The organism is Lutimaribacter pacificus (assembly GCF_900142185.1).
GTDB lineage: Bacteria > Pseudomonadota > Alphaproteobacteria > Rhodobacterales > Rhodobacteraceae > Lutimaribacter > Lutimaribacter pacificus.
The window spans coordinates 360,514-385,940 of sequence record NZ_FQZZ01000004.1 but is presented as its reverse complement, the minus strand read 5'-3'; the positions used below and the strand labels follow the sequence as shown (position 1 = coordinate 385,940).

The following is a 25,427-nucleotide window of genomic DNA, read 5'->3' as shown; positions in this document are numbered from 1 at the left end:
GGCGCGATGCCGCGCCGGAATGTGGTTCCCTTACTTAAGGTCGGCCTGTCCGCAGGTGCCGTCCGCCGTCGAAGCGGGCGGTCGTGAAAAAGGAGCCCTTGACAGGCGCGTTACTTTGTATAAGACATTTCTACCAATCGGTAGATTTTTGTCGAGAGGTCATGGTGCCGATCGGGAGGAGGGGACGAAAGCGAATTGGGTATTCCGGCAACGGGCGCAATCGGTGTGCTGAACCTCGTGCCCGGCACATGCCGGGCCGCGCATGGTTGCGAGCGGTTTCCGGTCAGGCGGTGCCGGTATCCTGTCGCTTTCTTTCGATGATCGAACATGATGCCGTTTTGGTGAAGAGCCGTTTGCGAATACCGATATGCTGAAGAAAAGAATGCAGTTGGAGGAGAAATACATGTCCCACGCTCATGCGGTGTCGATCGCTGCAGCCCTGGATCGCCGCTTCAGATGGTCACGAAACGATGTTCTGCTCATTTCGGATGGGCAGCGTTACACGGGTGGTGATCTGGAGATTCAGGTCGGGCACGTTGCCGGGACGTTTCTTGATATCGGTATCGGTCCGGGTGACGTGGTTGCCCTGATCGGCGAGAATACCGCGCGGTTCTATGTTGCCTACATGGCGGTCCACCGCATCGGTGCGGTTGCATGTATATTGCATGCGCGCGAGTCAGAGCAGCGTATCAGCGCGGCCATGACGCATGTCGGCTGCAAGCTTGTTGTAACGGATGCCGAGACCTGTTCCCTGGCCGAGCGGGCGAACCTGTTGCGGGATACGCCGGTGCCCGTCTTCTTTCTCGATGACGACAACGCTCCGTCGGATGCGATCACCTATGCGAGCTGCCTTGAACGGCCAGCCACGCCGCTGGCCCTGCCAGAGGTATCGTCCGACGATCCGGCGACAATCCTTTTGTCCTCCGGGTCAACGGGCACGCCCAAGGCCGTGCTGCATTCCCAGTATTCCCTGATCAGCCAGTGGAACAACGCCCGCCATCTTTATCGTGCGCTCAACTCGCAAACCCGATTTTTGCAGATGGTGGGCACGTCCTTCGCCGCCTGGGCCTATACCGGGCTGCCGGTCATAAACGCGGGCGGTACGATCGTGACGGGCCGCCGGTTCGATCCCGAGGAATTCTGCCGGCTGGTGCAGGCCGAGGCCGTGAACGTGGTTGCCGGCGTCCCGACAATGTTCCGCATGATCGACGACAGCATTGCACAGAAATACGATCTCTCCTCGGTCCACACTGTCGGCATATCGGGCGAAGTGGTGCAGGATCGTGACGTGAAGCAGGTGCTGACATGGTCGCCGCAGGCCCGGGTGCAGGTTTTCTACACGACGTCGGAAATGGGGCCTGCCTGCACGACCCTTTGTTGTCACGAAGATATCGTTGAGCGCGGCAAGATCGGCAGCGTCGGGCGCCCCCTTCCCAATGCGGATCTTCGCATAGTCGACCCGGAAGGTGGCATCGAGTATGAGGTTCCCGTCGGAGTGATCGGTGAAATCGTCACCACGGGACCTGCCTATGCCAGCGGTTATCTCGGCGATGCGGCGCGCACCGCCGAAAGGTTTGTCGGCGGGTGGTGGCGCTCCGGCGATCTGGGCCGTCTGGACGAGGACGGCTTCCTATTTTTCGAAGGCCGTGCTGACAATACGATCAACACGGGGGGCATCAAGGTTCATGGCGAAGAGATCGAAGAAACCCTGATGCTTCACCCGCTCGTTCGCCAGGCTGCTGTGGTCGGGGTTCCCGACCCGAGGTGGGGCAGCGCCATCACCGCGTCCGTTGTCACGACAGGCCACGTTACAGAAGAAGACCTGCTGCGGTTCTGCAAAGCGGAAGGGCTCGTGAGTTTCAAGCGACCCAAGAAGATCCATTTCCGCAACCAGTTGCCATTGGGGCCGACAGGAAAGCTCGACCGGGGTGCATTGAAGCGGGAGCTGCTTGAAAACCAGGATTGAGTTGGCGCTTTGCGCATCCGGTTCCGATCGCCGGCGTCGATCGCCCCGTCTGCCAAGCCGAACCGAACCTTCGCTGTGAATGGCCGGCGAAGGCCCGGTTGCAGCCATACCCGCCGCGCCGAACTGAAAGCGAATGGGAAGGACGCATTTTCCCGTTCACGATGGAGATGACCGGATGCGAAGAATTCAGACGATCGAGGCGATGAAGGCGCTGGTGGGGACGGAGCTTGGGGTAAGTGACTGGGTCCTGATTGATCAGGAGCGTATCGACGATTTCGCGCGCGCGACGGGTGACGATTACTGGATACATGTCGATGTGGAGCGGGCGGCCCGGGAACTGCCGCAGGGGCGGACGCTTGCCCATGGTTACCTCACGCTGTCCCTTGTCACGCATCTGAGCCACCAGATCTGGACGCTGGAGTCGCTCGAACGCGGACTCAATTACGGGCTCGAGAAAGTGCGGATGCCATCGCCGGTCCGTGCCGGTGATCGGGTGCGGCTTCGTCAGAGCCTCGTCTCGATCGAAGATCTGGGTCCGGGAAACAAGACGCGGTTTCACAACGTGATGGAGATCGAGGGCGGCAGCAAGCCCGCCTGCATTTCCGACTCCATCAGCGCGATTTACGAGCGCCGACTTCAGGATGCGAACCATCGGGCAAATTAACGGGAGGCCGAGTGAAATGACTGATAAATGTGTAACAGACAAAGTGATCGTCGTGACCGGAGGCGGCCGCGGCATCGGTCGCGGCATATCGCTTCTGCTGGCCGAGGCCGGGGCCAGGGTCGTCGTGAACGACCTTGGGGCCTCGGTGTCGGGTGAGGGGGCCAGCAAAAGCCCCGCCGACGACGTGGTCGCCGAAATCCGGGCCAGGGGCGGGCAGGCGGTTTCAAGCCACCACAGCGTTTCCGAATGGGACAGCGCCCAGGACATCATAGCGACCGCCATTGATGCCTTCGGCCGCATAGACGGCGTGGTCAACAATGCCGGAATCTTGCGGGACCGCATCTTCCACAAGATGAGCGCCGACGAATTCATGGCCGTGCTTCAGGTCCATCTTGTCGGGTCGTTCAACGTGTCGCGCGCAGCCGCCGAGCATTTCCGCAATCAGGGGAGCGGCGCGTTCGTTCACATGACATCGTCGACCGGCCTTATCGGGAACTACGGCCAGGCGAATTACGGGGCGGCCAAGCTGGGGCTGGTCGGGCTGTCCCGTTGCATCGCGCTGGATATGAGCCGGTTCGGCGTGCGGTCGAACTGCATATCTCCGGCGGCCTTCAGCCGTATGACCGCAAACCTTCCGAGCGAAACCGAGCATCAGAAAGCACTGCTCGAGCAGACCCGCAAGGGGCTGGCGCCCGAGAAGGTGGCGCCGCTGGCGGTATTCCTCATGAGCGACCTGGCAAGCAATGTCACGGGGCAGATATTCTCGGTGCGCGGGAACGAGATATTCCTCTACAACCAGACACGCCCCGTTCGCTCGGTGCATCAATCGCAGGGCTGGACGCCGGAAAGCATTGCGGAACATGCATTGCCTGCCTTCAAATCGTCGCTGACGCCGCTTGAGGCGATTGCCGACGTGTTTTCCTGGAATCCGATCTAGGCAGGAGGATCGTCGTGCAAACCATTCCCGATACCTCGCCCGCGTCCGGCACGGACGGGCCCGGCCCCGCCCGCGCATATGAAGATGCCCTCGCGCAAGGGGTATTCCTCATCCAGAAATGCAATCAATGTGCCGGGCATATCTTCTATCCGCGCCTTGTTTGCACCCATTGTGGCGCCGACGACCTGCGGGCCGTCGAGGCATCCGGCGATGCCGTTGTATACTCGACGACCGTGGTGCGGCAGGGCGCCGAAGAGGGGGGAGATTACAACGTGGCCCTCGTCGAACTCGCCGAGGGGCCGCGCCTGATGTCACGGGTCGAGAATGTCGACCCCGAGCGTGTTGCGATCGGGATGAAGTTGCGGCTGTCGCTCAAGGATGAAGGCGGAAAACCCGTCGTCGTCTTCGTTCCCCCGGAGGTGCGGCCATGACCGACATGTTGCGAGGTAGCGCGGTCATCGCCGGAGCGGCGACCGCCGGAATTGGCGAGGCATTCGGATACGACACGCTCGAACTGCTAGCGGCGGCTTCGGCGGCGGCACTGAAGGATGCCGGCCTTTCCATCAAGGATGTCGATGGCCTGTTCGCCGTAACCCCCTATCATCCGCTTACCAGCTTGTCGGTTGCCGAGTATCTGGGGATTCACCCGCGGTTTGCGGACACTACCTTTCTCGGTGGGGCATCCACCGTGGGCTTCCTGAAATCGGCGGCCATGGCGCTGCAATCCGGTGAATGCGATGTCGCGCTGATCTGTTACGGAAGCCATCAGCGTACCGGCGCGGCGGGCAAGAAAGGGCGCTTGCTGTCGCCCCTGCTGGATACGCTTCCGTATGAGGCGCCCTATCGGCCGCGCAACCCGATCTCGTCCTATGCGCTTGCGGCCGCGCGGCACATGCATGACTTCGGAACGACACGCGAACAGCTTGCCGAAGTTGCCGTCGCTGCGCGCAAATGGGCCCAGCTCAATCCCGAGGCATTCATGCGCAAACCTCTTTCCATCGAGGATGTGCTTTCCTCGCGGATGTTGAGCGATCCCTTGACCGTCCGTGATTGCTGCCTGGTAACCGACGGTGCCGGCGCGATCGTTCTTGTCCGGCCGGACCGGGTGAAGGATTTGCCGAAGCCCCCGGTCTATGTGTTGGGATCTGCGACGGAAATATCCCACCGGCAGATCGCATCCATGCCGGACCTGACCGTCACATCCGCGCGCGAATCCGGCCGCCGCGCCTATGCGGCTGCCGGGCTCGGGCCATCCGATGTCGACCTGGTCCAGCTCTATGATGCCTTTACGATCAACACGATCCTGTTCCTCGAAGATCTCGGATTCTGTCCGAAAGGCGAAGGCGGTGCCTTTGTCAGCGGTGGGGCGATCGCCCCCGGCGGCGTGTTGCCGGTGAACACCAATGGCGGTGGGCTGTCCTGCTGTCACCCCGGCATGTACGGCGTTTTCGCAATCATCGAAGCCGCCCGGCAGTTGCGCGGCGAAGCGGGCGAGCGATCCGTGAAGGATGCCGATGTCGCGCTGGTTCACGGCAACGGCGCGGTGCTTTCGGTTCAGTCCACGGCCATTCTCGGAACGGCGGCAACCGTTTGAACGATGCGAGTTTCGAAGCAGCAATTCCGCAACGATCGTGGAGCTTGATAACCCAGGATGACGTCATGCCACACAGTCACGCAACATATCTGAACTGGCCCATTCCAGACTCTGCCCAGTCCTACACGCGGCGAGATACCATTCTTTACGCGCTCGGCGTCGGTCTGGGGGGGGATCCGGTCGACCCGGGGCAATTGTCCTTTCTCTATGAGAAAGGGTTGAGGGCATTGCCGACACTCGGGCTTGTTGTCGGATCGCCCGGCGCCTGGTTCGCGGACCCGCAGCTCGGGCTTGATTTCTCGAGGCTGGTGAATGCCGGGGTGAGTGCCACCTTCCACGCGCCGATGCCCGTGGAAGGCGAGGTCGTCGGGCGAAACTCGGTCGTTTCCGTCGCGGACAAGGGGCCGGAGCGGGGTCTGCTGCTGGTGACGCGCCGGAGCCTTTATTCCCGGGCGGACGACACGCATCTGTGCGATATCGAGACAACCTATCTGTTCCGAGGCGATGGCCAATCGGTTGAAGCGATCGGCGCGCCTCTCGCCCGCCCGCACGGTATTCCCGATACGGCGCCGGACGACATCGTTTCATTCGGGACACTGAACCAGAGCGCACTGATCTATCGGCTGAGCGGCGATCTGAACCCGCTGCATATCGACCCCGAAGCCGCCAGGGCGGCGGGGTTCCCGCGGCCGATCCTTCACGGGCTTTGTTCCCTTGGCATCGTCGCGCACATGATCACGACGCGGCTTTGCGCAGGCGACCCTGCCCGGCTGCGCAGCCTGGCCGCGCGTTTCGTGGCCCCCCTGTTCCCCGGCGAAACGATTGATCTCGAACTGTGGCGCCGGGGGGAGGACGTGACGTTCCGGGCCCGCGCAAAAGAGCGTGACACAATCGTTCTCGACAATGGCCGGTCCCTGATCGACGGGAACGGCGGATGACCCATTCGTCGCAGTCCTGTGTGTCGGGAAACGGCGTGGCTGGGGGTGGCCTAAGGCGGGACATGGTGGTAAAAACAACCGGATGCTTGATATGGCAGTATGAATTCAGAAAGCGATAATCCCATGGACGCCAAAAGGACGGTGCGAACACCCCGGAAACGTCTTTCGGATGAGAAAAAGAATGATCGACAGAGTATTCGAGAGCAGACCCGGGCATTCAAGCGTTCCCGTATTCTTGAGGTTGCGTCGAAATGTTTTTTTGAACATGGGTATGAATTAACCACGATCGAGCTTCTCTCGAATGAACTCGGCGTGACGAAGCCATTTATCTACAGCTATTTTAAGAACAAGCGTGCGATATTGGAAGCTGTCCATCTGCAGGTGGCCGAGCGTCTCTTGTCCGAGATCCAGCTTATAATGAGTAACGAGGCCTCTCCCGATAAGGCGCTGGTGGATTTCATTCGCCTTTTCGTGAACGAGAATATCCTGAACCAGGTGGCGAGCGGTGTATTTCTCCAGGAGCAGAAACACCTGTCGGCCGAGGCGCTCAAGGCATCTACCGAAATCGAACGGTCGGTCCATCGCAACCTCAGCAAGCTGATACAGGACGGTATCGACCAGGGCCTTTTCGAGATCGAGGATGCCAGCATGGCGTCGATGGCGATAATCGGCATGGTGCGCTGGGTGCACCGCTGGTATCGGCAGGATGGTCGTCACAGCCCGGAAACCATCGCACAAAAGCTCGGCCAGTTCGGCCTTAACATGGTGAAGTGCACGACACCGCTTGATCATAAGTTGCAGTCAGCGTGACGATACAGTCGGCTTCCCATGGCCGGCTCTCCAAAGTGCCGTTCGTTTCCATGTCGTTATGACAGCTGTGGGTCACCTTTCTGCGCGGCTTGCCTGACCGCGCGAACCCGCCCAAAATGATCCCGGTTCCCCGCCGAACCGATATGTTCGCGCGCCCCACGCCTGATTTCGCCGGTCACTTTGCCGGTGTCATCTGTCGATGAATCCGGTCCCTGCATCACCGTCACTTTGCCCGGGACACGATGTGCCAGAGCCCTTTGATTGTCGAGAATGCCCATCCCTGCCGAGCGGACGTGGAAATCATGCATTGTGCAGGCAAGATTAAATCCGCGCCGCGAGCAGCGGGGCTTGACAGGCAATCTACCTAAAGTTAGACAATTATACTAGTCGGTATATTCTACTCTTGAGGGGGAGGAGAGTGAGGTGGAGACAAGGTGTCCAGTATCACAAACGCACCGCACAACCGCTTTGGCCGGTGTGGCCATGCAGTCGATATCGGGCCGGGCAGATATTCCCGATTGCGCTGAAAGTGCAATTTAAGAATTTCCCGTTGGGTTAATCGCCAGGGCGTAATGCGCCTGCTTACTTTCTTTTAATGTCAGCGATCGGCATAGCTAATGAATGATGTCCTCCTGAGTGCTACCAACCTGACCAAATCATTTGGCGGTTTTGTTGCCGTTGATGATGTGAATCTTCATGTGAAACGGGGGCAGATTCATGCGCTGATCGGTCCGAATGGGGCCGGAAAGACCACCTGTTTCAATTTGCTGACCAAGTTTCTGACTCCGACGCATGGAACGATTTCCTACAAGGGTCACGATATTACGGCCATGTCGCCGGCAGATATTGCGCGGCTGGGTATCGTGCGGTCCTTTCAGATATCGGCGGTGTTTCCGCATTTGACAGCTCTCGAGAACGTATGCATCGCGCTTCAAAGGCAGCGTGGTGACAGCTTCGATTTCTGGCGCTCGCAGAAGGTATTGTTGCAGTTCAATGACGAGGCGTGCGCGCTTCTTGAGGATGTCGGCCTGTCCGAGTTCAGGGATGTTCACGCGGCCGACCTGTCATATGGACGGAAGCGGGCACTTGAGATTGCCACGACGCTGGCGGTCGACCCGGACATGTTGCTGCTTGACGAACCGATGGCCGGCATGGCCCAGGCGGATGTCGAGCGTATTTCGGAACTCATAAGGCGAATTTCGGTCAACCGGACCATCCTGATGGTCGAGCACAACCTGTCGGTCGTGGCCACGCTTTCGGACACGATTTCGGTTCTGGCAAGGGGCAAGGTTCTGGCGGAGGGCGACTATGCCACCGTTTCGCAGGACGCGCGGGTGATCGAAGCCTATATCGGAGAAGATCATGGCTGAGCTGGCACCGACACGTGACAAGGGTTCTCGGACAGGGACGCCTCTGCTGGCGGTCGAGGGGCTTGAAGGATGGTATGGCGAAAGCCACGTGCTGCATGGCGTTACATTCGACGTGCGCGAAGGCGAGGTGGTGACGCTTCTCGGGCGAAACGGTGCCGGCAAGACAACCACGCTGAAAGCGATCATGGGCGTTCTCGGTCAGCGCAGCGGTTCGGTGAAGTTCGACGGTCAGGAGATGATCGGCCTGCCCAGCCGTGCGATCGCGCGGGCGGGCATCGCCATTTGCCCCGAAGAGAGGGGTATCTTCTCGTCGCTTTCGGTGGAAGAGAACCTGTTGCTGCCGCCCCAGGTCAAGCCGGGCGGCATGACTGTCGAGCAGATATACGAGCTGTTTCCGAACCTGAAGGAAAGGCTGTCCAGCCCGGGCACGAAGCTGTCGGGCGGCGAACAGCAGATGCTGGCGATCGGGCGCATATTGCGGACCGGATCGAAGATGCTGCTGCTTGACGAACCGACCGAGGGGCTGGCCCCGGTCATCGTGAAGCAGATCGGCCGAACCATCGCAAAACTGAAGAAGGAAGGCTTCACCATCGTCCTGGTCGAGCAGAACTTCCACTTCGCCTCGACGGTGGCCGACCGGCATTACGTCGTCGAGCAGGGCGAGGTAATCGACACGTTCACCAGCGAGGAACTCGAGCAGAACTTGGACAAGCTGCGCGCCTATCTGGGCGTGTGAGAAATTTCAATGGCGCAAACGCGCCGCACAGGGAGGAGAAAGAAATGAAGAAAACAGGATTCTTGCTAACGTCGTTCGCGGCTTTGCTGACAGCGGCCAGCGCATCGGCACAGGACATTCCGGTGAAGATTGGCGTTCTGACCGATCTTTCAGGGGTTTACGCCGATGCCTCGGGGCCCGGATCGGTCTTTGCCGCGGAACTCGCGGTCGAGGATTTTACGCGCCAATCACCGGGCCTGAACGTGGAGGTGATTTCAGCCGACCACCAGAACAAGGGCGACGTGGCATCCAGCATTGCCCGGCGGTGGCTTGACGACGACGTGAACGCCATCGTCGACATCGCGGCATCGTCCACCGCTTTCGCGGTGCATGAACTGCTGCGGGACTCGAACGCACTTGCCCTTTTCTCGTCGGCGGCAAGCTCCGGTCTGACGGGTGAGGACTGCAGCCCGCATTCGGTTCACTGGACCTATGACACCTGGATGCTTGCCCATGGAACGGGACGTGCCGTGCTGGAAGCGGGCGGCGACAGCTGGTTCTTCATCGCGCCCGACTATACCTTCGGTCACACCCTGGTCGAGCAGACCTCGGCCGTCGTTCAGGAAAACGGGGGCGAGGTTCTCGGTTCGGTGTCGCATCCCTTCCCGGGGCAGGATTTCTCGTCGTTCATTCTTCAGGCCCAGGCTTCGGGCGCAAAGGTGATCGGACTGGCCAACAGCGGTCAGGACATGATCAATGCCGTCCGGCAAGCGCGCGAATTCGGCGTCACACAGGGCGGGCAATCCATCGCGGCCATCATGCTGAACATTCACGATGTGCACTCGCTGGGCCTCGAAGCCTCGCAAGGGCTGCTGTTCGCCTCGGTATTCGACTGGAACCTCAACGAGGGAACGCGCGAATGGTCGGCCCGCTTCGAAGAGAAAATGGGCACCAAGCCCAGCATGATGCAGGCGGGGGTTTACTCGGCGGTTCTGCACTATCTCAAATCGGTCGAGGCCACCGGCACGACCGATGCGGATACGGTCGTCACGAACATGAAGGACACGCCGACTGACGACCCGCTGTTCGGAAAGGGCAGGATTCGCGCCGATGGCCGCAAGATCCATGACGCCTATCTGTTCAAGGTGAAGGAACCGTCGGCGTCCGAGGGGCCGTGGGATTACTTCGAGGTCGTGTCGACAATTCCGGCGGACCTTGCCTTCCGGCCGATCGAGGATGGCGGTTGTCCGCTGGCCCAGTAAGCATCGGGACTGACCGGATCTCACGATAATCTACAGGAAACACGGATGTTCGAATCTTTAGGCATATCGCCGCAGGTATTCTTCGGGCAGCTCATGCTCGGCTTTATCAACGGGTCGTTCTACGCGATCCTGTCATTGGGCCTGTCGATCATTTTCGGGCTGCTGAACATCATCAACTTCACCCACGGCGCGCAATACATGCTTGGTGCTTTCGTGGCGTGGATGCTCCTGGCCTATCTGGGGATCGGCTATTGGTGGGCGCTGTTACTGGCGCCCATCATCGTCGGGGTGCTTGGCATGATCGTCGAGCGGGTGCTGATTTCCAGGCTGTACCACCTCGACCATCTTTACGGATTGCTTCTTACCTTCGGGCTTGCCCTGATACTCCAGGGTGTCCTGCGCAACGCCTACGGTGTGTCCGGTTTGCCCTACAGCGTTCCGCCGCAGCTTACCGGCGGCCAGAATCTCGGCTTCATGTACCTTCCCAACTATCGCATGTGGGCGGCGATCGTCGCGCTGGCCGTCTGTCTGGCCACCTGGTTCCTGATCGAGAAAACGCGGCTCGGGGGATATCTGCGCGCCGCCAACGAGGACCCGGTGATGCTCGGGGCGTTCGGTATCAACGTGCCCCGTATGCTCACGCTCACCTACGGCTTCGGTGTGGCGCTGGCGGCATTTGCCGGCGTGCTTGCCGCCCCGATCTATTCTGTGAACCCCAACATGGGAGCGGATCTTATCATCATCGTTTTCGCTGTCGTCGTCATTGGCGGTATGGGCTCGATCCTCGGCTCCATCTTCACCGGCCTGGGGCTCGGCCTGGTCGAGGGCCTGACCAAGGTCGTATACCCCGAGGCATCGTCCGTGGTCATCTTTGTCATCATGGCGATTGTCTTGCTGATCAAACCGGCCGGCCTGTTCGGGAGGACCGTGTGATGTCGATCATGAATGAAACCAAGTCAGCCAGCTTTGCCGTCCATGACAAGCAAGCCAGCCTGCCGCGTCACCATGCGGTGATTTTCATCGGCCTGCTGGCGGCTGGCCTGATCGCGCCGTTTCTGCTGGCCCCCATCTTCGTGATGAAGGTGTTGTGCTTTGCGCTGTTCGCCTGCGCCTTCAACCTGCTGCTGGGGTTTGGCGGCCTTCTCTCTTTTGGGCACGCCGCCTTTTTCGGAAGCGCGAGCTATGTGTCGGCTCACGCGGCAAAGGTCTGGGGTCTGACGCCAGAGCTTGCCATCCTGTGCGGCACGCTGTCGGCCCTGGTCCTTGGGGTTGTCATCGGTGCGCTCGCCATCCGTCGCCAGGGCATTTACTTCGCGATGGTCACGCTCGCCTTTGCGCAGATGGTATATTTCTTTTCGCTGCAGGCGGGGTTCACCGGCGGAGAAGACGGCATCCAGGCGGTACCGCGCGGCGACCTGTTCGGCCTGCTTAGCCTGAATTCCGATCTGGTCCTGTATTTCGTGGTGTTTGCAATCACCGCCGCGGGGATGCTGCTGATCTATCGCATAATCTACTCGCCGTTCGGGCAGGTGTTGAAGGCGATTTCCATGAACGAGCAACGCGCGGTTTCGCTCGGGTACCGGGTCAACCGTTACAAGCTTACGGTCTTCGTGCTGTCGGCCACCCTTGCCGGGCTGGCCGGTGCCACAAAGGCGATCGTGTTCCAGCTTGCTTCGCTGACGGATGTCCACTGGTCGATGTCGGGCGAGGTGGTGCTCATGACGCTGATTGGCGGTGTCGGCACCGTGTTCGGCCCGATCGTGGGGGCCGCCGTCATCGTCACCATGCAGAACTATCTTGCCACGTTCGGAGCATGGGTCACGATCATCCAGGGCGTGATTTTCGTGTTCACGGTGATGCTTTTCCGTGAAGGCATTGTCGGAGTGATCTCGAAAGCCCTCAAAAAGCCGTTTTAGGCCGTGCTCTGCTGAAGCCATGAAACCGGCCCTTCTCGAAAGCGACCGGACGGCCTATGAAATGCGGTCGTCCGGCGGGGTCGCGGAACGGTGGTTTCAGACCGGCAAGACCCTTCGGGCAACTGGCGGATAGGATATGGAGAGACTTCAGGACCAGGCCGTTCTGGTAACCGGCGCAGGTAACGGAATCGGCCGGGCCATCGCGCTTAAGCTGCACGGGGCCGGGGCCTGTGTTCTGGCGGTCGACCGGGACGATGGCGCCCTGGCGACATTGCCGTCCGGCCCCCGGTTAAGGCCGATGGCGGCCGATCTGTCGGTTCCCGATACCGCCGGGCAGCCGGTAGCGGCCTGCGTCAAGGCCTTTGGCGGTCTCTCGGTTCTCGTCAACAATGTCGGTAAGGGAAATGGAACGCCTGTCCATCTGACCAGCGATCAGGATCTCGACACCTGGCTGGATCTGAATCTGCGGATCACGTTCCGCATGTCGCGCGCAGCCTTGCCCCATCTGTGCGAAGCGCGGGGTAACATCGTGAACATGGCATCGACGCTGGGTTTCACGGGCGTTCCAGGCATTGCGGCATATGCCGCGGCCAAGGGCGGAATAATCGGCCTGACGCGCCAGATGGCGGCGGAATATGGCCCCGAGGGGCTGCGCGTCAACGCCGTTGCCCCCGGTATCGTCGAAACGGCCGCAACCGCCGGGCGGCTGGCGACGAACGAACGCTTCCGTGCCATGACCATAGGTGCCACCCCTCTCGGTCGTGCCGGTACCGTGGACGATGTCGCCAATGCTGTGCTGTTCCTGGCCAGTCCCGAGGCTTCGTTCGTGACGGGGCATGTGTTGGTCGTCGACGGCGGTGCCAGCGCGGTGTTCCATCGCGGGTGATCGCCGCCGCCGATGGCCGGCGTTTCATAAGAAACTCGTTATGGACCGCTGCGAAAGAGATATTTGACCGGTGCTGTCCGGCACCCGACAGTTGACGAACCTGATGCGGCGGACGGGCTTGGGAGGGCCGGCAAGCTGCGTTTCCATCTTCCCTCATTCGCCATCGCCGCGGGCCGGGCCCGGACGGGCATGGGGGGCTGGAATACCGGGTTGGACCGATCCGGCCTTCGGATCGAACAAGGGGGGAGGATTAGGACGAATGCAAAAGGTTGCCATCATTACCGGCGGAACCGGCACGATAGGGGCGGCGATCGCCGACCGCTTTCAACGGGACGGGCAAACCGTCGTCATCGCCGATGTCGATGAACGGCCGGTGCCGGACGGACAGGTTTTCGTGCGCTGCGACGCGACCGATCCCGCGGACGTGACATCGCTGTTCGAGGCGGCGCAGGCGCTGGGCACGATCACCACAGTGGTGGTTGCGCATGGCATCGGCCTGGAAACGATCCCCGGTTCGGCCGACCCTGACGTGGTTTCCCGGATCATCGACATAAACCTGAAGGGCACGGCGCTGGTCTGTGACAGCGCCTCTGGCTACCTTGGCGACGGCGCCAGCATCCTGCTTGTCAGCAGCATGTCCGCTTTCATGGGCAGGCTGGGCTTTGCCTTTGCCTATCAGGCATCGAAGGCAGGGATCGAATCGCTGACCCGCGTCTACGCGGTGACCTATGGCCCGAACGGCATCCGCGTGAACTGCATCGCGCCGGGGTCGATGGTTCAGCCGATGAAGGGCGGAGAAGAAGTGCGCGAGCGGCTGGGCGGCAACGAAAAGGCCAGGCAGGCCCTGCCGCTGCGCCGCCTTGTCACCGAGGGCGAGATCGCCGAAGCGGCGGCCTTCCTGTGCTCGGACCGCGCACCGACGATCACCGGCGTTGTCCTGCCGGTGGATTCGGGGATGCGGGCGATCTGAAGCGTATCGGACGGGCCTCGGCCCGCTGCCGATCTGGAAATCGAGGAGGAGGAGACATCATGCAGGATATTGCCATCATTACCGGCGGCACGGGCACCATCGGGGCGGCGATTGCCGACCTTTTCCAGCAACGCGGGCTCAGGGTGGTTGTCGCCGATCTCGACGAACGGCCGGTGCCCGAGGGGCAGAGCTTCGTGCAATGCGACGTGACCGACCCGGCCAGCGTGGCCGACATGTTTACCGCGGCTAAGGCGCTGGGCAAAATCAAGACCATCGTGCTGGCGCATGGCCTGTTGCTGTCCACACCGCCCGGCTCGGCCGATGTCGGGGCGGTTTCGCGGGTGATCGACGTGAACCTGAAGGGCTCGGCTCTGGTTTGCGACGCTGCGTCCGAACACCTCGGCGATGGCGCCAGCATCCTGCTGCTCAGCAGTATGTCCGCCTTCATGGGGCGTGTCGGCGATGCCTATGCCTATCAGGCGTCGAAGGCGGGGATCGAGTCGCTGACCCGTGTCTATGCGGTGGCGTACGGACCGCGCGGCATCCGCGTCAACAGCATCGCGCCGGGCTTCATGGCGCAGCCCATGAAAGGCGAGGGGGCGAAGCTGCGCGCGCGGCAGGGCGGCAGCGACACGGCGCGCGAGATCACGCCGCTGCGCCGGCTTGTGACCGAGGACGAGCTTGCGCGGGTCGCGGCCTTCCTGTGCTCGGACGAGGTGCCAAGCATTTCCGGCGTCGTGCTGCCCGTCGATGCAGGTCTCTGCGCGAATTGAGGCGAACCGGATGCGGCGGGCAGCAGCGCGATATGGCATCCGTTGACCGGCTGGCCGCCGCGACCGTGACTGGTGACTCCGGTGCGATCAGAATGATGGTGCCGAACGTAGGAGGCAAAGCAGGCTTTGTCCGTCGGCGCGGCGCGTGTGCAGGAACTCGCCATCGGTGCGTGCGCCCCTCAGCGTCATTTCCAGGTCAAGCTGTTGGGTTGCATCCTTGATCGTGCCGCTTTCGTTGTCGCCGATGTCCAGGCCGGGCCGCATGGTGGCTCCCTCACATTCAGAATTCGTGGTCGAGCCGTTAACAAGCACTCGATTGCACCAAATTGAAGGACGGGCTGCCGCCCGTCCTTTTCGGTTGCACGACGCCCGGGGTCGAGCCCCCCTTGTCCCCGGCCATCCGGCGTGCCTGTCCTTTCCCAAAGCAAAAGGGGCGCCACCGCGTGGCGCCCCCCTTGAACGAACCGGATGGTTCAGAAGGTTTTTGCCAGGGTGAATTTCACGTTCCTGCCAGGCGCGACCCGTGTCGCAAGGTGCGGCGTGTAATCCTTGTCGAACAGGTTTTCGATGCCCAGGCGCAGTTCCGTGCCCTCCAGCAGGCCATGCTGCGGCCGGTAGGTGGCGCGCAGGTTGTGCACCACGTTCGACGGGCTGGGCGTTGTCGAGCGCGTCATTTCGCGGTTGGCGACGACTTCCCAGCTCAGGTCCAGCTCGTCCTGCCACTTCTTGCCGAACGTCACGCGCAGCTGGTCCGCCGGGATGCCGGACCAGTCGCCGCCCGGCGCGGGGGTGGAATAGGTGCCGCGCTGGATGTTGGCGTTGAGGTCCATGTAGAACCCCGAGGACAGGCTGTAGGCGGCTTCGAGTTCAACCCCTTCGAGATCGGCATCCCCGATCGGCGTCGCCGTCGATGTCGTGTACGAGGTGACATCCCAAAGCTGCGTCTTGTAGGCCGTGACCTTGAAGGACAATGTGTCCCCGGAAGTGAACGTATCGAAGCGATCGTAGGACAGGCCCAGTTCAAAGGTGCGGGCCTTTTCGCTTTGCGTCATGTAGGTCGGGTTGTCCAGGTCGTCGATGATCGGCAGGTTCTCGGCAAAGGCCGCCGAGCCGAACACGGCAAATCCGCCATCGAGCTTGTAGAAGGCCGAAACGCCCCCCATCAGCGCGTTGTTGGAATAGCTGACGGCATCGTTGCCGACCTTCTGGCGTTCATAGCGCAGGGCGGGCGTCAGGGTCAGCCGGTCGCCGATGGTGATGTCGTCGACGATGAACAGGGCAAGACGCTTGTCGGTTCCGCCGGGGGCCGACGAGGCATCCAGCCGCTCCTTGTGCTTCAGCTCGATCCCGGTGCGCAGGTTGTGCCCCATGAGGCCGGTCTGGAACCGCGCGGTGTTCTTCATCGTGAGCTTGGTCGTCTCATAGCGGTGATCGGCATCGACCAGCGGCTGCAGGAACGGGAAGGTCGGTGTGCCTTCCAGGGGTGAGCTGCCCGGAACATAGCTCTGGTCGATCTTCTGGTCGGCGTAGGACAGGATGACATCGAGGTCGATCATGTCGTTGTCGAGCGGGTTGTAGTTATAACCCAGCGTCGCCGTGCGCGACCGGATCTGCCGGTCGACATTCCCGAAACTGCCCCCGGTGGTCACGAAGGTGTCGTAAGGCACGTCCTTGTCGTCCGAACTGGTATCGGTCAGCGAGAAGCTGAGCGAATGATCGCCCTCGCCAAAGGTTTTCCTGACCTTGAGTTGCCAGCTTGGCAGGCTGAATGCCGAATTCCCGATCGCGTTGCCCGATCCGTCGGTCTGGGTGTCCTGGGTGGAGTAGGTGTAGTTGCCCAGCACCTCGAAATCGGCCGTCGGTTGCCATGCCATGATGGTCGAACTCGTAATACCGTCACCGTTGGACGAGAATTGCAGCGTCTGGCGCAGCCTTACCCCCGGCAGGCCCCCGGTGAAATCCGACGCATCCTTGGTCTCCAGCCGCACCATGCCGCCGATGGCGCCCGACCCGTATTCGAACGTGCCGGCCATGCCGCGGATCACGTCCACCCGCTTGTAAAGCGAGGGATCGGTGTAAAGCTGCGTGCCGATCCGATAGAGTTCCTCGGCCCCGACATCGGCGTCGTCGACCTGGATCAGCACCTTCTGGTCGCTGCCATAGGTGCCGGTGGCGCCGAAGCCGCGGATATTGATGCCCGAACCCTGCGGCGTCTGGCCGTTGACCAGCGTCACGCCCGGCACGGAATCGGCCAGTTCGGCGATGGTGCTGGCCTGCCTGTCCTCGATCTCTTCCTGGTCGACGGTTGTTTCGGATGTTGCGATGTCGGTTTTGACCTCGCGTTTGCTTTCTCCCAGAACGACCTCGTCCAGTTCGGTTATGGCTTCCTGGGCCGCCACGGGCATTGCCCAAAGCAGCGCGGCGCTCATCATGAGCGCGGTTTTGACAGAGTGGTTCACGCGGGTTCCTTCCCTTTCCAATCCTCACGAAATTAAGGCTGGCGGGAAGCTGGCTGCGCTCGCGGTCAATGTGACCCTGGTAACGGGCGACTTGCGCTCGATAGTAAAGTTGACTAAATCTGTCAATAAATGGATCGCCCCGCGATTCCAGACGCACCAGCAAACGTGGCATCCCTGCCTCTAGCCAGACGCAATCCGAAAAAGGCAAAGAGAAAAGGAGAGCCGAATTGGCTGAGGCAATGGCTGTTTCCGTGCCCGAGATAAGGGCGGCACGATCCGAAAACCCCAAGATGCGCGACCGCGATCTGGCGGCAAAGCTGGGGATTTCCGAGGCGCAACTGGTGGCCGCTCATATCGGCGACAACGCAACCCGCATCACCCCCGACATGGACCGGATCATGCCTGCGCTTGGCTGTTTCGGCGAGGTCATGGCCCTGACCCGCAATGAAAGCTGCGTGATCGAGAAGGTGGGCGAATACGACAACTACACGTCGGGCGATCATGCAGCGATGATCGTGAACCGGGAGATTGACCTGCGCATGTTCCCGAAACACTGGGTCCATGCCTTCGCGATCGAGCACGAGGCGGGGCGCGGGTTGCGCCGCACCATCCAGGTGTTCGATGCCGCGGGCGATGCCGTGCACAAGGTGTTTTTGCGCGACGGATCGAATGCCGGGGCCTGGGCTGGTATCGTCGACGAGCTGAAGCTGGACGACCAGTCGCCGGTGCTGGGTGTCGAGCCGCGCAAGCCTGCCGAACCGGCAAAGGGCACGCCGGATCAGGCTGATCGGCTGCGTCAGGAATGGGACAAGCTGACCGATACGCACCAGTTCCTGATGATGGTTCGCAGGCTCAAGATGAACCGGCTTGGCGCCTATCGCATTGCCGGTGCCCCCTATGCGCGGCGTCTGGACACCACGACGATCGAGCAGCTTTTCCACAAGGCGTCGGAAACACAGGTGCCGATCATGGTTTTCGTCGGCAACATGGGTTGCATCGAGATCCATACCGGCCCGGTGAAAAAGATCGTCGAGATGGGGCCGTGGTTCAACGTGCTCGATCCCGGTTTCGACATGCATCTGCGCAAGGATCATATCGCCGAGGTCTATGCCGTGACGAAGGCGACGCGCCGGGGCGACGCGGTCTCGGTCGAGGCATTCGATGCCGATGGCGGGCTGATCCTGCAGATGTTCGGCGTGCTTGCCGAAGAGGGGGCGGCGGATAAGTGGAACGCATTGGTCGCCGGGTTCGAAACCATTGACGCGGCGGTGCCGGCATGACGCGCATTCATCCGTTTTTCGTGCTGCAAACCGCGCTGGTCGTGCTGCTGTCTCTGTTCCTGGCGGCCACCGCAAAGGCCGACCAGCCGGCGCAGCGCATCGTTTCGGTCGGCGGTGCGGTTACCGAGATCGTCTATGCCCTGGGCGAAGATCACCGCCTTGTCGCGCGCGACACGACGTCGAACCACCCGGCCGAGGCGCTTGAGCTGCCCGACGTGGGCTATATCCGCCGCCTGTCCCCCGAGGGGCTGCTGTCGGTGAACCCGGACCTGATCATTGCGCAGGAAGGGGCCGGCCCGCCCGAAGCGGTTGCCCTGCTGCAAGAAGCTGCGGTGCCGATGATCGAAATCCCCGAAGGCCATGACACCGAGGCGGTCGTCGCCAAGATCACCGCCGTCGCCGAGGCGCTGGGGGTAGCCGAAAAGGGCGCCGCGCTGGCCGGGGACGACCGCAAGCAGATCGAGGCCGCGCAGGCCGGGGCAACCGGGCTGGCCGGCAAGCGTGTGCTGTTCATCCTTTCGATGGCGGGCGGGCGCATCATGGCGGGGGGTGTGGATACCCCGGCCGACGGGATCATCGGGATGGTGGGGGCGACGAATGCCACCGCCGATTTCGAGGGCTTCAAACCCGTCACCGACGAGGCGATCCTTGCCAGCGGGGCGGACGTGATCCTGGTGATGGACCGCACCGGCGATATGGGCATCACCGACGACGCGCTGTTTTCCCATCCGGCCATCGCCGCCACCCCGGCCGGGCAGAACCGTGCCGTGGTGCGCATGGACGGTATGATGATGCTCGGCTTTTCCGTGCGCACGCCCGAGGCCGTCAGGGAACTGTCCAAGGCTTTGCAGCAGGTGGGCGGCTGAGCGATGGCCATGCTGGCGCAGGACATGACTGCCCCGGCAACGCCGGGCGATCGCAGTGGCAGGGCGCAAGCCCTGTCCGCCGTACTTTTGGGGCTGCTGGGTTTTGCCACGGTGCTCAGCCTTGCGGTCGGGGCCTCGGGCGCGTCGCTGTGGGACGCGATGCTGGGTCTTCTGTCGGGCAGCGAGATTTCGGCGCGCGACCGGATCGTGCTGGTCGATATCCGCCTTCCGCGCACCGTCATGGGCATCCTTGTCGGGGCGGCGCTGGCCGTTTCGGGGGCGGTCATGCAGGGCTTGTTCCGAAATCCACTGGCCGATCCGGCGCTTGTCGGCGTCAGCGCCGGCGCCGGTTTCGGGGCGATCGTTGCGATCGTCCTTGGGGGACTGCTGCCGGTATCCGTTGCTGCGACCCTTGGCGCTTACCTGGTTCCTGTCGCGGCCTTTGTCGGCGCATGGGCCGCGATGCTGGTTCTCTACGGGATTTCCACGCGGCGGGGGCGCACCTCGATCGCAACGATGCTTCTGGCCGGGATCGCGCTGGCCGCGCTGATGGGGGCGGCCCAGGGCGTGCTGATCTATGTCGCGGATGACGCGCAGCTGCGCACGCTGACCTTCTGGGGCATGGGCTCGGTCGCGGGGGCGACATGGGGCAAGGTTCTGGCTGCAGCGCCATTCATCGCCGTTTCGCTTGCCGCCGCGCCGTTCCTTGCGCGCGGCCTGAACGGCCTTGCGCTGGGCGAGGCCGCAGCCGCCCACATCGGCATCCCGGTGCAAAGGTTAAAGAATGCATCGGTCCTGATGGTTGCCGGGGCGGTCGGCGCGGCGGTCGCGGTCAGCGGTGGGATCGGCTTCGTGGGGATCGTCGTGCCGCATCTTCTCAGGCTGCTGGCAGGGCCGGATCACAGGTTCCTGCTTGTCAACTCGGCCCTGCTGGGGGCGGCGCTGCTGCTGTGTGCCGACGTGATCAGCCGTGTGGTCATCGCCCCGGCCGAGCTGCCGATCGGTATCGTCACGGCAACCCTGGGCGGGCCCTTCTTCCTTTGGATATTGCTGCGCCAGCGCGGCATTCTGGAGATGTGAGCGATGCTTGACGCGCAAGACATCACCGTCCGCTACGGGCGCCGGCCGATCCTGCACGGCGTGGATTTCCGCGCCCGCGCCGGTGCCGTCACGGCCATCGTCGGGCCCAACGGTTCGGGCAAGTCGACGCTGCTCAAGGCCATCACGGGCGAGATCGACTATCAGGGTTTCGTCGCCCTGAACGGGCGCGATATCGCCCATGCGAAAGTCTGGGAACTGGCGGCGATACGTGCCGTCCTGCCACAGGCGACGCCGCTGGCCTTTCCGTTCACCGTGGCCGAGGTCGTGCGCCTCGGGCTGAGCCGGGGCATCCAGGCGGGGCAGTCCGACCTGATCGGCCAGGCCCTCGCGCGGGTCGGGTTGTCGGGATACGAGGCCCGGTTCTACCAGGAGCTTTCGGGCGGCGAGCAGCAGCGCGTGCAACTGGCCCGCGTGATCGCGCAGGTCTGGAGCCCGGTCGAGGACGGCTCGCCCCGCTGGCTGTTCCTGGACGAGCCGGTTTCGGCGCTCGATATCGGTCATCAGCTCGAGGTGATGCAGCTTGCCCGCGACTATGCCGATGCGGGCGGCGGTGTCGTCGCCGTGATGCACGACCTGAACCTCACGGCGATGTTCGCCGATGTCGTCGCCCTGATTGCCGAGGGCCGGATTATCGGTTGCGGTGCGCCGGGCGACGTCCTGCAGAACGACCTGCTGCGCACCGCCTATCGCTGTGATGTGCGGGTGAATACCGCGCCGGCGAACGGCACCTTCATCCTGCCGCACGCGGCCCGGATGGCTGCCGAGTGACAACCACGTTGCCAGGCTGCAACATAACGAAGAGGCACCAAAGATGGATCTATTCGCGAACTGGACCGAGCTTCAGGAGTTTCTGGCCAGGGGCGGCCCGGCGATCTGGGCCATCTCGGCGCTTTCCGTCCTGACGATGGCGCTGATCATGTGGAAGATCTGGCGCCTCGGCCTGCTGGGCGCGTGGTCGGGCAAACGCACGCGAAAGGCGATCGCCGCATGGGAGGCGGGGGATACCGCCGGCGCCCGCTCGTTGCTGGAAGGGGCATCGTCGCTGCGTGCTACCGTCGCGCGCCATGCCATCGAAACACAGGTCAGCGGGAAATTCACCGACAGCGAGGCACGCGAGGATATCCAGCGCGTCGCCAAGAACCAGCTTTCCCGGGCCCGCACCGGGCTGCGCGCGCTGGAACTGATTGCGACCATCGCGCCGCTTCTGGGGTTGCTCGGGACCGTGCTGGGCATGATCACGGCGTTTCAGACCCTGCAGGCTGCCGGAACGCGCGCCGATCCCGCCGCCCTTGCCGGCGGCATCTGGGAGGCGCTTTTGACAACGGCGGCCGGCATGGCCGTGGCGATCCCGGCCGGTGTCGCCCTGGCCTGGTTCGAAAGCGTGGCCGACCGCGTACAGGGCGACATGGAAGACGGGATCACGCGAATCCTGTTGCGCAAGCCCGGCGCGGCGCAGGGATTTGCCGCGGCGGCGGAGTAGGCCCGGATGGAACTCGCCCCGCCCAGACCACGCAGGAAACCCAGCCTGACGCCGATGATCGACGTGGTGTTCCTGCTTCTGGTCTTTTTCATGCTCGCCTCGCGCTTCGGGCAGGAAATGGAGATCGACCTGCCCCTGACCGCCGCGTCGGATACGCCTTACCGGGGGCCGCCCCGCCTGATCGACGTCATGCCTGACGGGGTCATGCTGAACGGCGTGCCGATCGGGATCGAGGATCTTTTGCCCGAACTGGGCACCATGATGCTGTCGCATACCGACGCGATCATCCTGCGCCCGCGCGACGAGGCCGACCTGCAGCGCGTGGTCGAGGTGATGGAGTCGCTGGCCGCGGCCGGCTACGAAACGCTCGTCCTTGTGGAGTAAGGCCGATGGATCTGCCCCGCCCTGCAAAACGCCCCGCCCGCGAAACCGTTGTTCCGATGATCAACGTGGTGTTCCTGCTGCTGATCTTCTTCCTCATGACAGCGCAGATCACGCCGCCCGAACCGTTTGAGGTCACGCCGCCGGAATCGCGGGCGGACACGCCTGCCGATGGGCAGCGCATCCTTTATATCTCGGCGACCGGCGACATGGCGCTTGACGGGCTGCGCGACGAGGCGGTGTTCGGGGGGCTGTCCGGCCTCGGCGAGAATGAAGCCCTGATGATACGGGCCGATCGCGCGGTTTCCGCCGCGCAGATCGCCGCGCTTTTGCCAAGGCTGGCCGCGCATGGTGTGCGGCGGGTCAAGCTTGTGTCCAGCCTGAGGTAGATCATGCGCGCGTCGTTGGAAATGATCGGGTTTGTCGGGCTGGCGGTGGCCGCGCATCTTGCGGTCTGGTCGCCCGAGGCGGAACTGGGACACCAAGGTGCGGGGGCCCAGGGCGATGCGCTGTTGTCGGTCAGGCCGTCGAACGCGGCGGTGGCGCAGATGGTCCGGCAATGGGAGACGCCGCCAGAAATCATGACCCCGGATCAGCCCTTGGCCGCCGCCGCGCCCCCCGCGCCGGATCGGCCCGCCGCGCCTCCGGCTCCGGCGACAGACCGGCCGGTCAACACCGCGCCCGTGGTGGCCCTGCCGGACATGGCCCGCCGGCCCGAGGCGCCGGCCCTGCCCAGTTACCAGGCTCCGCCGGAACCCGAGGCACCCGCGCGCGAAACCACACCGGACGACCCCGTCGAGCAGCCCGCCGAAACCGAACCGCAAGAGGCCGCACCCGTCGCCAGCCTGCGCCCGACCGTCAGGCCCGAACGCGCCGAAGCCGCGACCAGGCCCGAGCCCCCGGCGCAACCGGAAAAGGCGCAGCCGCCGAAAAAACAACAGGCATCGCAACCTGCCGCCAGCACCAGCGCACGGCGTGCCCAAGGCAGCGGCGGTGACAGTGCCAGGGGGGACGGGCAAAAGGCCCGGACCGCGACCGTGTCGCAATCAAGGAAGTCGTCGCTGCTGTCGCAATGGGGCGGGCAGATCCGTGCAAGGATCGCCCGCAACGCGCCGCGCGGTGTCGGTCAGGGGACAGCCGTGGTCAGGATCAGCGTATCGGCGAACGGCACCCTTCTGGCTGCCGCGCTGGCGCGATCTTCGGGCAACCCGCGTGTCGACCAGCTTGCGCTTGCCGCGGTTCGTCAGGCAGGCCGCTTCCCGCCCGCGCCCCGCGAACTCGGGCAAAGCCAGCACGCCTTCATGCTGCCGATCAAATCGAAATAGGCACAAACGGATTTGCCGGCAGATGCCCGCGCCTCTCAGGCAGCAAGCAGGGCTTTGGCCATCATCATGTGCACGCCCTTGTTTCCGTTCACCGTCTGGGTGATGCGCAGGTCTCCGGCCAGCGAGCAGAGCATATAGGCGTCTTCGCGGCTCAACCCGGTTTCCGCCACGATCCAGCCGATCATGTCCCTCAGCGCCATTTCGGCGCAGCGGTCCAGATCCTCGTGCATACCCATCGTGATCAGGTGGGTGTGCGTTTCGGCGCGGGGATAGCCGAATGCCAGATCATCCCGCACCGTCAGGCGGAACCGCCCCTCCAGCGCCGTTTCGATGGCGGTTACGCATACCTCGCCATCGCCCTGGGCCGCGTGCCCGTCGCCGCAGGAAAACAACGCGCCCCCGACATGGACAGGCAGGTAGAGCGTCGTGCCCGCGACCAGTTCCTTGTTGTCGATATTGCCGCCATGCGCCCGCGGCTGGATGGTCGATATGCGCCCCCAGCCCGGCGGAGGGGCAACGCCCATCACGCCGAAGAACGGGTTTAACGGCAATTCAAGCCCCCAGGGCATCCGCGAGGTGTTGGCGGCGATGTCGATGGGCAGGATTTCAGTCCGCCCGGTCTGGAAATCGTCCGGCAGCGTGCCTGCCAGCGGCCGGATCAGGTTCCAGCCCCAGTCCTGGCGCAGCGTCACATCCAGAATCTCGACCTGCAAAACGTGGCCGGGTTTCGCCCCGGTGACCGCGACGGGGCCGGTCAGGATGTGACCGGGCAACATGCGCCCGGATCGGGCGTGGATATCGAACAGCTCCGGCGGGATGTGAAAACCCGCGTCACGCAGAGGCAGGTGGTCGGGGCCGCCCGATACCGTTTCGATCACGATCTCGGCGCCGCTGGGGATCTCTGCGACAGAAGGCAGGCTCGCGTCGAAATACCCCCACGTGCAGGTTTCGGGGCTGGCCTGCAGGCGGTGGGGGCCGGTCACAGCGGCGTTGCGAAAGAGCGGCTTTCCCGCCCCTCGTCCCTGCGCCGCTGTTCCGCCTCGGCGATGGCGGCATCCACGCCGCTGCGGTCGGTCAGGCCGTGCGGGTTCGTTCGAGTCGGCAGGATATCGGCCATGAACAGGAACCGTTCATGGGCCACGTCATACAGCCTGCGCAGTTCGGTCAGGGGATCGGCATGATCGTCCGCACGGATATCCAGCCACGGATAGGGTTCGCTCCGGTGGATGACCAGCGCGGCCGACTGCTTGCCGCGCTTGTCGCCCCCGGCACGCTCACCCGCCTCCATCGCGGTCATCAGCCGTTCGGCCAGCGGCAGGCCGGGGTGATCCCGATAGGCGGCGAGTGTGTCGGCGATCACCGCCTCGCCCGTCAGCATGTTCCCGGCGACCGAAACACCCCTGGCGGTGACATGCCCGCACCAGCCGACGCAGGACTCGCCGGTAAAGGCGGCCGTGCGTCCCTGGGCATCGACCATGTGCAACTGGCGGTTGGCGCGGCCTTCGTCCGCTTGTGTCAGCGCGGCCAGCACGTCCTGCGGCGCCTCGCCCGCGGCCAGCCGGTCGGCCGCATCGATCCCCCAGATCGGGCTGACGAAAGCCTGCGTTGCTACCGCACCCTTGCCGGCGCGGATATGGGGCACCAGCGCACCGACCGCGAAAAAGCGGCTGGCAACGGCCACTCCGAACTCCCCGGTCGTTTCGTCATGTGCCACGATGGAATAGGTCATGACCT

The 25,427-nt window shown here is 63.1% G+C and carries 27 protein-coding genes; 23 read left to right on the top strand and 4 right to left on the bottom strand.

Annotated elements, in window-relative coordinates; all coding sequences use genetic code 11:
* Window positions 1-367: 367 nt before the first annotated feature.
* From F3H87_RS13290 to F3H87_RS13220, 15 genes are all read left to right on the top strand, one after another.
* On the top strand, window positions 368-1,966 hold the full coding sequence (locus F3H87_RS13290; protein WP_149788248.1) for a class I adenylate-forming enzyme family protein: 1,599 nt from the start codon (window positions 368-370) through the stop codon (window positions 1,964-1,966).
* 175 nt (window positions 1,967-2,141) lie between these two features.
* Window positions 2,142-2,630, top strand: coding sequence for a MaoC family dehydratase (locus F3H87_RS13285; protein WP_149788249.1), 489 nt, complete (start codon window positions 2,142-2,144; stop codon window positions 2,628-2,630).
* A 52-nt stretch (window positions 2,631-2,682) separates the two neighbouring features.
* On the top strand, window positions 2,683-3,567 hold the full coding sequence (locus tag F3H87_RS13280; RefSeq protein WP_317511409.1) for an SDR family oxidoreductase: 885 nt from the start codon (window positions 2,683-2,685) through the stop codon (window positions 3,565-3,567).
* A 14-nt stretch (window positions 3,568-3,581) separates the two neighbouring features.
* Entirely contained in the window at window positions 3,582-3,998 is a 417-nt protein-coding gene (locus F3H87_RS13275) for a Zn-ribbon domain-containing OB-fold protein (protein ID WP_223228061.1), read from the top strand.
* On the top strand, window positions 3,995-5,161 hold the full coding sequence (locus F3H87_RS13270; protein ID WP_149788251.1) for a thiolase: 1,167 nt from the start codon (window positions 3,995-3,997) through the stop codon (window positions 5,159-5,161). Before F3H87_RS13275 ends, F3H87_RS13270 begins: the two co-directional genes overlap by 4 nt.
* 44 nt (window positions 5,162-5,205) lie before the next feature.
* Window positions 5,206-6,099, top strand: a complete 894-nt coding sequence (locus F3H87_RS13265) for a MaoC family dehydratase (RefSeq protein ID WP_223228060.1) — start codon at window positions 5,206-5,208, stop codon at window positions 6,097-6,099.
* Between the two features lie 123 nt (window positions 6,100-6,222).
* Window positions 6,223-6,909, top strand: coding sequence for a TetR/AcrR family transcriptional regulator (locus tag F3H87_RS13260; RefSeq protein WP_188129203.1), 687 nt, complete (start codon window positions 6,223-6,225; stop codon window positions 6,907-6,909).
* Window positions 6,910-7,526: 617 nt separating this feature from the next.
* Complete coding sequence (locus F3H87_RS13255; protein WP_149788253.1) at window positions 7,527-8,279, top strand: ABC transporter ATP-binding protein; 753 nt, start codon at window positions 7,527-7,529, stop codon at window positions 8,277-8,279.
* The gene (locus F3H87_RS13250; RefSeq protein WP_149788254.1) at window positions 8,272-9,015 is read left to right on the top strand and encodes an ABC transporter ATP-binding protein; all 744 of its coding nucleotides are present in this window, start codon (window positions 8,272-8,274) and stop codon (window positions 9,013-9,015) included. The genes F3H87_RS13255 and F3H87_RS13250 overlap by 8 nt, the downstream gene beginning before the upstream one ends.
* A gap of 44 nt (window positions 9,016-9,059) precedes the next feature.
* Window positions 9,060-10,256, top strand: coding sequence for an ABC transporter substrate-binding protein (locus F3H87_RS13245; RefSeq protein ID WP_149788255.1), 1,197 nt, complete (start codon window positions 9,060-9,062; stop codon window positions 10,254-10,256).
* A 45-nt stretch (window positions 10,257-10,301) separates the two neighbouring features.
* Window positions 10,302-11,189 (top strand): branched-chain amino acid ABC transporter permease, encoded by an 888-nt coding sequence (locus F3H87_RS13240; RefSeq protein ID WP_149788256.1) that lies wholly within the window; start codon window positions 10,302-10,304, stop codon window positions 11,187-11,189.
* Window positions 11,189-12,172, top strand: a complete 984-nt coding sequence (locus F3H87_RS13235; RefSeq protein ID WP_223228059.1) for a branched-chain amino acid ABC transporter permease — start codon at window positions 11,189-11,191, stop codon at window positions 12,170-12,172. The genes F3H87_RS13240 and F3H87_RS13235 overlap by 1 nt, the downstream gene beginning before the upstream one ends.
* A 136-nt stretch (window positions 12,173-12,308) precedes the next feature.
* Window positions 12,309-13,058 (top strand): SDR family NAD(P)-dependent oxidoreductase, encoded by a 750-nt coding sequence (locus F3H87_RS13230; RefSeq protein ID WP_149788257.1) that lies wholly within the window; start codon window positions 12,309-12,311, stop codon window positions 13,056-13,058.
* Between the two features lie 259 nt (window positions 13,059-13,317).
* Window positions 13,318-14,028, top strand: coding sequence for an SDR family oxidoreductase (locus F3H87_RS13225; RefSeq protein ID WP_188129204.1), 711 nt, complete (start codon window positions 13,318-13,320; stop codon window positions 14,026-14,028).
* Between the two features lie 59 nt (window positions 14,029-14,087).
* Window positions 14,088-14,801: an SDR family oxidoreductase gene (locus F3H87_RS13220; protein ID WP_149788259.1), complete on the top strand. Its 714-nt coding sequence runs from the start codon at window positions 14,088-14,090 to the stop codon at window positions 14,799-14,801.
* Between the two features lie 87 nt (window positions 14,802-14,888).
* Here F3H87_RS13220 and F3H87_RS21825 read toward each other — a convergent pair whose 3' ends face one another.
* Complete coding sequence (locus tag F3H87_RS21825; RefSeq protein WP_188129205.1) at window positions 14,889-15,065, bottom strand: hypothetical protein; 177 nt, start codon at window positions 15,063-15,065, stop codon at window positions 14,889-14,891.
* 209 nt (window positions 15,066-15,274) lie between these two features.
* The gene (locus F3H87_RS13215) at window positions 15,275-17,260 is read right to left on the bottom strand and encodes a TonB-dependent receptor domain-containing protein (protein ID WP_317511401.1); all 1,986 of its coding nucleotides are present in this window, start codon (window positions 17,258-17,260) and stop codon (window positions 15,275-15,277) included.
* Window positions 17,261-17,487: 227 nt separating this feature from the next.
* Here F3H87_RS13215 and F3H87_RS13210 point away from each other — a divergent pair, with 227 nt between their 5' ends.
* From F3H87_RS13210 to F3H87_RS13175, 8 genes are read left to right on the top strand one after another with little or no spacing between them, the layout of a single operon-like run.
* Entirely contained in the window at window positions 17,488-18,540 is a 1,053-nt protein-coding gene (locus F3H87_RS13210; protein WP_317511399.1) for a hemin-degrading factor, read from the top strand.
* On the top strand, window positions 18,537-19,406 hold the full coding sequence (locus F3H87_RS13205) for a heme/hemin ABC transporter substrate-binding protein (protein ID WP_149788260.1): 870 nt from the start codon (window positions 18,537-18,539) through the stop codon (window positions 19,404-19,406). Before F3H87_RS13210 ends, F3H87_RS13205 begins: the two co-directional genes overlap by 4 nt.
* Before the next feature lie 3 nt (window positions 19,407-19,409).
* On the top strand, window positions 19,410-20,486 hold the full coding sequence (locus tag F3H87_RS13200; protein WP_149788261.1) for a FecCD family ABC transporter permease: 1,077 nt from the start codon (window positions 19,410-19,412) through the stop codon (window positions 20,484-20,486).
* A 3-nt stretch (window positions 20,487-20,489) separates the two neighbouring features.
* On the top strand, window positions 20,490-21,275 hold the full coding sequence (locus F3H87_RS13195) for a heme ABC transporter ATP-binding protein (protein ID WP_149788262.1): 786 nt from the start codon (window positions 20,490-20,492) through the stop codon (window positions 21,273-21,275).
* A gap of 43 nt (window positions 21,276-21,318) precedes the next feature.
* On the top strand, window positions 21,319-21,987 hold the full coding sequence (locus F3H87_RS13190) for a MotA/TolQ/ExbB proton channel family protein (protein WP_149788263.1): 669 nt from the start codon (window positions 21,319-21,321) through the stop codon (window positions 21,985-21,987).
* A gap of 6 nt (window positions 21,988-21,993) precedes the next feature.
* Window positions 21,994-22,371 (top strand): ExbD/TolR family protein, encoded by a 378-nt coding sequence (locus F3H87_RS13185; protein WP_149788264.1) that lies wholly within the window; start codon window positions 21,994-21,996, stop codon window positions 22,369-22,371.
* 5 nt (window positions 22,372-22,376) lie between these two features.
* Complete coding sequence (locus tag F3H87_RS13180; RefSeq protein ID WP_149788265.1) at window positions 22,377-22,757, top strand: ExbD/TolR family protein; 381 nt, start codon at window positions 22,377-22,379, stop codon at window positions 22,755-22,757.
* A 3-nt stretch (window positions 22,758-22,760) separates the two neighbouring features.
* Window positions 22,761-23,693, top strand: coding sequence for an energy transducer TonB family protein (locus F3H87_RS13175; RefSeq protein WP_149788266.1), 933 nt, complete (start codon window positions 22,761-22,763; stop codon window positions 23,691-23,693).
* A 35-nt stretch (window positions 23,694-23,728) separates the two neighbouring features.
* On the opposite strand, the gene F3H87_RS13170 is transcribed toward F3H87_RS13175, so the two are convergent.
* Together F3H87_RS13170 and F3H87_RS13165 are read right to left on the bottom strand one after the other, a co-directional pair.
* Window positions 23,729-24,676: an acetamidase/formamidase family protein gene (locus F3H87_RS13170; protein WP_149788267.1), complete on the bottom strand. Its 948-nt coding sequence runs from the start codon at window positions 24,674-24,676 to the stop codon at window positions 23,729-23,731.
* A complete protein-coding gene (locus F3H87_RS13165) occupies window positions 24,673-25,422 on the bottom strand; it encodes a DUF1028 domain-containing protein (protein ID WP_149788268.1) in 750 nt (249 codons plus the stop codon). Before F3H87_RS13165 ends, F3H87_RS13170 begins: the two co-directional genes overlap by 4 nt.
* Between the last annotated feature and the right edge of the window lie 5 nt (window positions 25,423-25,427).